This window comes from Corallibacter vietnamensis, assembly GCF_039537875.1.
GTDB lineage: Bacteria > Bacteroidota > Bacteroidia > Flavobacteriales > Flavobacteriaceae > Corallibacter > Corallibacter vietnamensis.
The window spans coordinates 1-11,106 of the sequence record NZ_BAABBI010000009.1 but is presented as its reverse complement, the minus strand read 5'-3'; the positions used below and the strand labels follow the sequence as shown (position 1 = coordinate 11,106).

At 32.7% G+C, this 11,106-nt stretch carries 8 protein-coding genes; all 8 read left to right on the top strand.

Going from position 1 to position 11,106, the window contains the following annotated elements:
* Positions 1-148 precede the first annotated feature (148 nt).
* The 8 genes from ABD690_RS13375 to ABD690_RS13340 all read left to right on the top strand — a co-directional run bounded on the left by ABD690_RS13375 (position 149) and on the right by ABD690_RS13340 (position 10,877).
* Complete coding sequence (locus ABD690_RS13375; RefSeq protein WP_344731106.1) at positions 149-991, top strand: toll/interleukin-1 receptor domain-containing protein; 843 nt, start codon at positions 149-151, stop codon at positions 989-991.
* Positions 992-1,203: 212 nt separating this feature from the next.
* A complete protein-coding gene (locus ABD690_RS13370) occupies positions 1,204-2,466 on the top strand; it encodes a MutS-related protein (RefSeq protein WP_344731105.1) in 1,263 nt (420 codons plus the stop codon).
* Between the two features lie 695 nt (positions 2,467-3,161).
* Positions 3,162-3,671, top strand: coding sequence for a DUF2975 domain-containing protein (locus tag ABD690_RS13365; RefSeq protein WP_344731104.1), 510 nt, complete (start codon positions 3,162-3,164; stop codon positions 3,669-3,671).
* Positions 3,672-3,674: 3 nt separating this feature from the next.
* A complete protein-coding gene (locus tag ABD690_RS13360; RefSeq protein WP_215929021.1) occupies positions 3,675-3,878 on the top strand; it encodes a helix-turn-helix domain-containing protein in 204 nt (67 codons plus the stop codon).
* A gap of 21 nt (positions 3,879-3,899) precedes the next feature.
* The gene (locus ABD690_RS13355; protein WP_344731103.1) at positions 3,900-4,772 is read left to right on the top strand and encodes an ABC transporter ATP-binding protein; all 873 of its coding nucleotides are present in this window, start codon (positions 3,900-3,902) and stop codon (positions 4,770-4,772) included.
* Positions 4,769-7,939, top strand: coding sequence for a M1 family aminopeptidase (locus tag ABD690_RS13350; protein ID WP_344731102.1), 3,171 nt, complete (start codon positions 4,769-4,771; stop codon positions 7,937-7,939). Before ABD690_RS13355 ends, ABD690_RS13350 begins: the two co-directional genes overlap by 4 nt.
* 318 nt (positions 7,940-8,257) lie before the next feature.
* A complete protein-coding gene (locus ABD690_RS13345; RefSeq protein WP_344731101.1) occupies positions 8,258-10,282 on the top strand; it encodes a DUF4852 domain-containing protein in 2,025 nt (674 codons plus the stop codon).
* Positions 10,283-10,292: 10 nt separating this feature from the next.
* A complete protein-coding gene (locus tag ABD690_RS13340) occupies positions 10,293-10,877 on the top strand; it encodes a hypothetical protein (protein WP_344731100.1) in 585 nt (194 codons plus the stop codon).
* Positions 10,878-11,106: the final 229 nt, after the last annotated feature.

Below are 11,106 nucleotides of genomic sequence, written 5' to 3'. Positions count from 1 at the left end.
AGTTCAACAAAGCATCGTACAAGAGACAGAGAGGACTAACACGTGTAAGAGGTAATCCCTAGAGACCGTTATAGTTCTCCTCTCTTCTCTTGATAAATTTAATAACATCAAAGTAAAGGAGACCGTTAGCACACATTAAAACCGAAAAATGAGCATATCTTCAATCACATCAAACATAGACAGACTTGAACGAGATATTGCGAATTTAGAAAAGCAAAAATCTTATGAATCGGACAAAGAATTACGAGTACAAAAAAATATTGATAGTCTAACCGACCAAGCAAATCGGACAACTTCTCAATCTACACTAAAAAGTAAACTGAATCAAATTCGTTCAAAACAAACTGAATTAGGTAGAATTGAAAAAAAGAAAGCTGTTATTTCTAAAAAACTCGCAGATAAAAATAAGCAGTTAAGGAAATATCAATCTGATTTAACAAAGGAGCAAACCAAAGAACGCAAAAAGACAGAAAGGGAACAATTGGAATTTCAACGTAATTTAAATAGAGAGTTAGAAAGGCAAAAACAATTGACTCACGAGACTATGAAAATGCAAACAGTTGAAAAACCTAAAACAGAAAATAAAGAATATGATGTCTTTATATCTCACTCATCAGCAGATAAAGATGATTTTGTACGACCATTAGCAACTGAACTGCAAAATTTAGGAATTAAAGTATGGTATGACGAATTTGAATTAAAAATCGGAGATAGTTTAAGGCGTTCAATTGACCTAGGTTTGATAAATTCAAGATACGGGATTGTAGTTTTATCGTCTTCGTTTTTTAAGAGAGATTGGACTAACTATGAACTTGATGGCTTCGTAAATAAAGAAATGAACGGAATGAAAGTAATCTTACCGATTTGGCACAAAGTTTCAAAAGACGAAGTTCAAAAGTTCAGTTTGAGTTTAGCTGATAAGGTTGCTTTAAATAGCTCGATTTACAGCGTGAAAGAAATTGCAGAAGAAATAAACGAAATAATAAAATAACGTGTGCCAACAATGGCTATAAGTAATTGCTTGTTCTCGCCTACTTCTGACACGAGCGAAGCGAACTGGCGAAGCAAAATTTACTGACGTACAGTTCGCACTTCGTGCTTGTGTCTATTCAGTTTATATTTGATAAATTAGGTGCTTAAACCACGCAACGAAGCCATACACAAACACGTTACCTGTAAGTTAAAAAACAGAACGAATAGAAAATGAACAATACTAAAGACCTAAACATAGAAAAGGAGATTTTACCGTTGTTCGACTATTCTATGAATATGTTTTCAAGAAATAAAATCCTTGAAATTCTTGAAAAACCATTACAATCAACTACAGACATAATAGAACGTCAGAATATTCTAAAAGGGTTCTCTGAAAATGAAAAAATATTAAAGGGTTATTCATATACTGTTTTGTACTTAAACGAAGTTCATTTTTTCCTTAATGATGAAAAAATAGAAGACCTATCAAAGAAGAAACTGAAATACAAACTGTTTACTTCAAAACAAGAAAAAACAAAATATACAAGCAAGCTTAACCAACTTGTTTTGTTTTTCCACCGTTTAGAATCCAAATATTTTACAAGATTGAGATTAGAAGCTTTCCCAAAAGATTATGCTTTGAACATTAAACGGATTTTACAGTTTCTATCACGTTTTGAACTTGATAAGTTTGAGCAAATAATTCGGGAAAAAAGTCTAAAAGACAACCACATAATTGAATTAACAGAAAAAATTAATGAGACAAAAAGAAAAGAATTGATAACCCCTTTTTGGGAAGATTTTTTTCTGTTCGAATCATACCTATCTATTAGTAACGGAATAGCAAAAAACAATTTCGCTTATCCAATTTTTACAGATAACAGTATTAAACTACGAGATTTATATCACCCATTATTGAAAAACCCCGTTAAAAACAATCTCGAAACCAATAGCAATGTAATTGTACTAAACGGACCAAATATGTCTGGAAAATCAACTTTTCTAAAAGCTGTTGGACTTTGTATGTATTTCGGTCATTTAGGAATTGGTATACCAGCATTAGAAGGTGAAATTCCATTTTGCAATTACTTTTCTATTGAAATAAACAGAAGAGATGATATTTTAAACGGATACAGCCATTTTATGACCGAAGTGATGACCCTTAAAAACGTTGTCGAACAAGCAACAAAAGGAAAAAAATGCTTCGCAGTTTTTGATGAACTTTTTAGCGGTACAAATGTGGAAGATGGTTTTGAAATTTGCAAAACGACAATAAACGGATTAAGTAAATTCAATCAGTCATATTTTTTTATTTCTACTCACATTCAAGAACTTAAAAATGTTTCAAACGAAAAAATTGAAAACTATTATATAGATTGTGAACTGATTGAAAATATACCAACGTTTACTTATCAACTAAAAAAAGGTTGGTCTGACATAAAAGTTGGTCGAATTTTATTTGAAAAAGAAGGATTGAACAAATTGTTAGATTAAAAAAAGGAGTTCATCGGTCGCTGCGCTTCGTCGGCGGATTCGACTACGTCCGACACGAGCACAAAGTGCTAACCCCATTTCCTACCAACCCTTACCCTTTTTACCAATTCATCTTGCAGAATAACAAACAAAAAAAACCATGAAAAAAAACAACCACACTTAAAAAACGATGGAAAAACTATCAGAATTATAATAATCCTAAAATGACTGTACAGTCATTTTAGGATTAAGAAAAAGAGTTGTATAATTATATCAGGATTTATTTAATAACCTGTATAGTTATTTTAGGACGGGTCAAGGACGGGTCAACTTCGGGTTTCCTTCGGGTTTACTTCGGGTTTACTTCGGGTTTACTTCGGGTTTACTTCGGGTCAAGTCGGGTGAGTTCGGGTCAAAAACCACAATAATCACACAAATAATGTAAGAGAATTCATCAACCATACTCAAAAAACACAAAATTTATATATCTGAATGTGCTGAATTATTAAAAGCTAATCCTAAAATATTAAACAGAATAACAACTGATTTTAAAAAGAATAAAAAACTGTAGTTGACAATAGCTATAGCTCATTGCAACCGAATTAAAACAGTTTTCACCAGCACATATTGAAACAATAAATTATCTTAAAAAGAAATTTATTATTGTAAAACGATATCTTTTTATATATTTGCAGTAATAAATTACTTTTTATTATATGCGAAAATCAATTATCATTTCCAAAGTTTTATACTACATCTCAAGGATATTGGGCGGTTTGTATTTAATGACTGGTGTTTATGGGTTATTCAGCTGGATAACAAACACCCATTTGCTTATAAAAGATAAGCAAACCATTATCACCTACCCGTTTACAGAAGCGCCTTTTTTAATTTTAGACAGCAACACAACGTATTTAATCTTTTCGTTTTTAATTCCTGTTTTAGGGTATGGTTTGTTTTTTTGGCTACTATCTAATGTCTTTAAGGTGTTTTACCAAGACAAATTATTTACCGCCAAAAATATTGTGCATTTACGACGGTTTTATCTTGTCAATATATTTCTACCAACTGCACTCACCATATTCACATCGTTTTTTATGCCCATAGAACACGAAATGTTTCTGATTATTATCCTGCATCTTGTTTTAGGTGTTTTTGTGTTTTTTATGTCAGAAATATTTAACCAAGGACTGCATTTACAAAACGAACAAGACTTATACATTTAAACTATGCCCATTGTAATAAATATAGACGTCATGCTTGCCAAACGAAAAATGAAGAGTAAAGAATTGGTTAAAGAAGTTGGCATTACACCTGCAAATTTATCGATACTAAAAAATGGAAAAGCCAAAGGCATTCGCTTTGAAACTCTAGAAAAAATATGCAAAGCCTTAGACTGTAAACCTGGAGACATTATAGACTATGTAGACTAGCACTCCCTTAAATATTATCTTATGAATACATTGAATATCAACAATGTGTCTCTTGTGTATAACAACGGACACCAGGCACTTTATGCCATAAATTTAAACATAACAAACGGTGTTTTTGGCTTACTTGGGCCTAATGGCGCAGGCAAATCTTCGCTTATGAAAACCATTGTAGGCTTACAAAAACCAACCGAAGGACACATGAGTTTTAACGATACAGATATTGTAAAAAACCCATTAGAAATACAAAAACAGTTAGGGTTTTTACCACAGTATTTTGGTGTTTACCCTAAAGTTTCGGCATATAATTTACTACAACATTTGGCTAAACTAAAAGGTATTCACAACAAGAACGAACGCCACGATCAAATTATGAATCTTCTGGATAAAGTGAATTTAGTTGACGCCAAAAACAAAGACGTACATACGTTTTCTGGTGGTATGAAACAACGTTTTGGCGTAGCGCAAGCGTTACTGGGAGATCCTAAAATTGTAATTGTAGACGAACCTACAGCAGGTTTAGATCCGGAAGAACGTAATAGATTTAATGCGTTGTTGAGCGAAATAGGCGAAGATATTATCATTTTATTATCGACGCATTTGGTAGAAGATGTACGAAATCTATGTTCAGATATGGCGATAATAAAACAAGGCGCTATTGTGGCAAAAGGTAGCCCAAATGAGTTTATTGAAGCTTTACAAGGGAAAATATGGCAAAAAGCAACAACCAAAAACGAGCTACTTCATCTTGAGCCAAACCACAACATCATCAGTAAGCAATTTATTGAAAAGGTGATGCATGTAACCGTGTATGCCGATGCTTGCCCAACTGGGTTTAAAGCTGTAACACCAAATTTAGAGCACGCTTATTTCACATATTTAAACAGCACAACATGAAAACGGTTTTACTAAACGATATATATAGCGCACTAAAACACATAGCAACGCAATTTGCTTTGTTGGCGTATTTGGTGCTTGGTTTTTTTACAGGCTATAAATTTCATATTAATGTAGGCGATGGCATTGCAGCCAATGCGCCCTACTCGGTTGGGTTTATGACTGGTTTGTTGAGCTTACTTATTATTTTGATAGCTACACTACTAGCCTTTTCTAACTTGTTTAAAGAACGTGACGCTAACTTTGATTTAATTGTTTTTACCACACCTATAAAAAAACGTGACTTTGCATTAGCACGCTTTTTATCCTTCTTTTTACTTACTGCATTCAGTTATTTTATTGTAATGCTTGGGTATGTTATTGGGTTGCATGTGCAAACAGATTCTGAAATGCTTGCAGACTTTCATCTGTGGCATTATGTATATCCTTATTTGATTTTTGGTGTGGTAAATAGCTTATTGGTATGCAGCATCCTGTTTTTCTTTGCTAAAAAATTTCAGAATAAACTATTGGTCGCTATTGCAGGATTGATGTTGTACATCACTTATATGATAGTGCTCATGTTTTCAAACGCGCCGTTTATGGCACAATCGTTACCGCAGTCTTTATTTGCTCAAAAAGTATCTGCTATAACTGATATTTTTGGGTTGTCGGCTTATTTTTATGATGCCAAGGACTTTAGTGTTTTTGATAGAAACCACAACATCGTGTCGTTTAGTAACATACTATTGATAAACCGTTTGGGTGTTGTGCTACTGTCTTTATTTATTATGAAATTAGGCATAAATACTTTCTCATTTCTGCCAGTTTTCAAACAAAAGTCAACAAAAAAACAGGCTGAAACAACGCCTAAAAAAACCAAACTACTAGATGTTCCGTTTGCGAAAGTAAGCACGTTGTTTACCTCAAAAACAAAACAACATGCGCTGCTTTCTTTTGTGAAAATCGATTTTATTTATTTGTTTAAAAGTATTCCGCTTATTTCGGTTTCTGCTTTACTGTTATTTTATGTAGGTGTAGAAATGTATGGCGATATAGATATGGGCATTAGATTGCCGCAACAGTATGCTAGCTCTGGCTTACTGGCTAAAACCATTAACGAAACCTTTTATTTTATAGGCGCGCTTGTTGTGGTTTACTTTACAAACGATGTGTTTTGGCGTGCCAATGCCAGTGGATTTTCAATCATTCAAAATACGACTTATTATGCTAAAGAGCGCCTATTAGGACATGCTATAAGCATGGTGCTTTTAATCATGTTTCTTACCGGTTTAATGCTCTTGGAAGCAATTATCTTTCAGCTTATTTTTAAATACCCTTTTATTGATTGGCAAGCATATTTTGGCGTGTTTGTTTTTAATACGTTGCCACTTACACTCTTTGCGTTACTGCTTCTTTTTATTAATAACATAAGTAAGAGTAAATCGGTGGCACTGGGTATATCTATCTTGTTATTCTTATTATTTGTGACGCCTATTTCAAAAAACATGATTACGAATCCGTTGTTTCGTTTTTTATCTGGTTACAAAGGTGCTTATAGCGATTTTATAGGTTACGGAGCTTATGTAATGCCGTTTATTTACAGACTTATTTTTGGGTTTGCTCTTGTAGGACTTGTATGTGCTTTATACGGTTTGATAAAATCTAAAGCCAAAAGACACCGTTATATTATTCCTATGGTTAGTTGCGTATGTATAGGTATGGTGAGTGGCTATTTGTTTTTAGATGGCTATGTTTCCAAAGATCAAGATGCCGACATATTAGCGCGTGTTGCTTACGAAAAGCATTATAGAGCATACCAAAACCTTCCGCAGCCAACCATAAAAAAGGTTAGCACAGAAATAGATTTGTTTCCAGAAGACCAAGCTTACCAGATAAAAGGCACATATTGGTTGGTAAACCAGCACGAACACGCTATAGATTCTGTACTAATACATGTGCCTGAAGATTTTGAGATACAAGCACTTGTATTTAGCTATAAAAATGATACCATAACGCTAGACAAGGCTATTTCAGAAATACCATTAAAACAGGCATTACAAGCTCAAGACTCGGCAAAACTTACCTTTCATTTGGCTTACAAATGGGAGGCTGTAAATGGTCATAATCCTTTTAATGCGATTGTAAAAGATGGCTCTTTTATGCGAATAAGTCGTTATTATCCTCAATTTGGGTATGATGCTAGTCAGGAAATTTCAGACAAGACCATTAGAAAACAACATGCTTTGGGCGAAGCCACAGCCATGAAACCATTTGATGCGGTAAAGACTCATATAGACGACTTTATTTCTTTGGACATGCAAATTTCAACCGGTAATAATCAAATTGCTGTTGGTACTGGCGCGTTAAAATCGCAGTGGCAAGACGCTAATAGAAATTACTATAAGTATAAAGCAGACGCCATTCCTTTTAGATTTGCGGTTTCATCAGCTGCTTATGAGGTTAAAAAAGCACAACACAACGATGTCTCTATTGAGGTTTTATATCATCCTTTGCATGAAAACAATGTAGAGCATCTTATTGAGAACACAAAGCTGTCATTGGATTATTGTACTAAATATTTTGGGCCTTATCCGTTTTCGTCTATTCAATTTGCCGAAGTGTCATCGTTTACACAAGGTTTTGCAGGCACCGCTTATCCTGGTGTTATATTTATGACAGAGCATATGACGTTTCATGCTAACCTAGCGGGCAACCATAATCAAGATGTTATTAATGAATTGGCTGGGCATGAAGTAGCGCATTTTTGGTGGGGAACCAATCAGATTGATCCTGATTATCGTGAAGGTTATGCCATGCTGACTGAAAGCTTGGCTATGTATACCGAAATGATGCTATATAAAAACATGTACGGCAAGGCAAAAATGCTAGAACGTGTGGCCATACATAAACAAATATATGAAGCTGAAAAGGGTTTTACTGATGACTTATCGTTATTGAAAGCCACAAAAAACAATGCGTTTATTTCCTATTCTAAAGGTGCTATTGTTTTTGTTGAATTGAGTGAGTTACTGGGCGAAGAACGATTGAACATGGCTTTACGTATGTTTTTAGATCAACACGCGTACCCTAATGCAAAGCCTACTTCAACTGATTTACTAGAAACGATTTTGAAGGTTAGCGATGATAGGTTTAAAACCAAAATTAAAGCCATGTTTGCATATTGATAACTAGCAGTTGATACTAGAGGGTTGCTAATGGACAATTGATAATGTATGGGCAATAACTCTAGGAACATGGTCAATAACTGTATATGAGTATTGAGTAGTGAGAGGTTGATTGCACGCTCCTACTTTACTATGGTATTTTTAATTGTTTGTTTTTGTGTGAGGTACAGCGGCTAAAACTGCTTAAAATTTATGTTTATATGACAAAAAGCGGCTTTGTTTTATAAAAAATCTGTTAGATTTGTAGGTATATATATAATAAAAATAAACACACTAGTGTGTTTATCCACATGTTGTGTGCAATTAAAACAAACCTTTATGAAAAAAATAAAACTTTGGATTTTAACAGTAATAATGATTTCATCTTGTTTAACTCAAGCACAAAATCATTTGAGTCAAGAAGATGCGTTTCTTTACTTCTTAAAAATTTATGATTATAAACTAGCCGACAACAGTCCTGCTTATGGTGGAATAAATTGGTATAATGTATTTTTGAGAAAATTCAGAGCGAATGAACTGCAATATGTCAAAAATGATGAGTTCAAACAAAGAGAATTCAATAACAGAACAAACAAAGAAGTTAAAAGTAGATTAGCTTCGTTATCCTTAAACAAAGTTCATTCTCTAACGGTTAAAGCTAGTCTCGGCAATTATGATTTCAATAAAAAAGCATTTCCTTTAATTCTAAATATTGATAAAATCCCTTCATTAGTATCAAATGCCGAAAACTTGTATGTAGAAATTTTTGACATAGTCAATTTTAACGATATGGAGTTATATCTTCCAGTTAATGAGTCGTCAGCAGAATCCTTTCTAAATAATAGAAAGTCTTCAAATGGAAGAGTTAATAGGACAGTTGTTGCCAAGTTAGACTTTAACTTCACAAAAATTAAAGTAAATAGAAAAGGTTCCAATAACTTTAATCGAAATAAGGTAGTTGTGTATATGCACAAAATTGACGTATATGCTGACAATAATTCTCAACGTGTATTAGGCACAATAAAACCAGCTAGTAATTGGGATAACACAGTAATTCCTATCAAGAACAATAATGGCTCTCAAAAAATATATTATGATAGGTTTTGGCAACTAAATAAAGTAACAGATTCTAAAAAATCGCCTTACTATTCTGTTGTTCAATTTAAAGATGGTAAGCATATTAATCCAATTAAAACTTATTACAATAATTCTAACAAAATTTTTAGTGAAATAAACTGGAATACAATTGGTACTGATAATTGGAGATTTGCAAAAGGTGTAAGCACTTGGTTTTGGGAAAATGGTAGTGTAAAAGAAAAAGGATATTATAATGAGCAAGGTAGAAAAGAGGGGTTTTTTGAAGAATATTGGGAAAATGGACAGTTAAAATCAAAAATCAACTATACAAATGGAAAAAAGAATGGCTGTTTTGAAAAATATAAAGAAAATGGAGAATGTGATTTCAGATATGGCTCTTGGGCATTTGATTCTTACAATAATGATGAACAAAAATATTCAGACCCAAATTGTACTTGTAAAAACAGTAAACCTAAAGGACAAAAAACTAAAACTACGAGTAAAAAGAACTCAAATAAAACAACAACCACTAGAAAAAAATCAACTACACCAAATCAGATTTTTTCAAGTTTCATAAAAGGCATACCGCATTTAGAACATTCAGTTATCTCTGCAACTATAGTACCACCTGTTAATTCCAATAGCTATCTTGACAAAGATTTTGAACAACTAAAATCTCAATTAAAAAAACAACCCAAGTTATTTGAAAGATTAAATGACAACCCAATATCAAAAAGAGAAAATTTCTCAACCTTAAAAATTGAAATAAAATCTCTTGGACTATTAAAAGGCAGTTCAGGTGGCTACACTTGTAATATAGACTTCGCTTTTAATATTCGTGATTATTATGGGAATGGATTGAAACTTCGTGATACTTACAGCAAATCTGGTTCTGTAAGTAGCGGACTCATTTCTTTGGGTGTTTCAAAAGAACAGGCAATTGATAAAGCTTCTCAAAAATTGGCTAACAAACTAAATCGCTTTTTGTTTGAAACATTCCCAATGCAATTAAAAGTATTAAGATTAATGAAAGACTCAAAAGGAAACGTTTCTTCAGTTTCAGTAATTAATTTTAATAATATTTCTTCTGACAATTTAGATTATTACATTTATGATTCCAGCGAAGTAAAATCATTTCAGAATAAACTACTATTAGGCGAACCTATTGGTAAGTTATCGTTCGATAAAAAAAGTGGAGACGAATTGATTCTAGAGGTAAAAAAATCAAAACTAAAAAAAGAACTTGCTAAAATGAACACAAACAATTTAATTGTTTTAGCTAAATAAAATAGGTATTATGAATTCTAAATTTATCACCATTCTATTAATCTTTGCAATCTTTTATAGTTGCAATAAATCATCAGAAAACTTTAATGGATTTTGGGTTGAGAAAAAATACGAAAACGAAACAGTAATTATTACAGATAATGGCAACAGTTTAATTGTTGAGAATAGTGGTAAAAAATATCCTGCTGAAATTGAAGATGGAGTTTTAGAAATTAGTGCTGAACTTCCAATAAAAGGAGTAATTGACGAAAATAAAAGTTTAATAATCGCAGGAAAAGAGTATATCAGAATTGAAAATGCAAAATCTTACAAGTTTGTGAAATTTGAGGATTGTAGCTTGAGTGATTTTGTGCACATAACCTTTAATGGTATGACTCAAGATTTTGGTTATAATCATAGATATAATGAATATAATGGTTATCAATTATGCACAGAAGATAAAAATGGCAATACGATTCCTAATCCAAAGTATGTTGGAAAAGAATTCATTATTAAATGGGATAATAAAAAAGTGAAAATTGAAGACCCAACTGACCCTTGGAAAACTTCTTATCAAGAAAAACCTAGAATAACATTTCTAAAGTTGAACGAATAAAATAACTGCACACAACAATGGCTATAAGTAATTGCTTGTTCTCGCCTACTTCTGAAAATCCTCGCGGATTTTCAGTTAGGTGTGTACTTGCAAAGTTAAGTACTAAACCACGCAACTACTCATAGCCGTATTCCAAGGTAAAAAACAAGCCTTAATTCAATAATTTGTTGCGGCTATATTTACAAAGGGTGTACCTCTTTTAATTACTGCAAAACTGCGTGCTAAAATT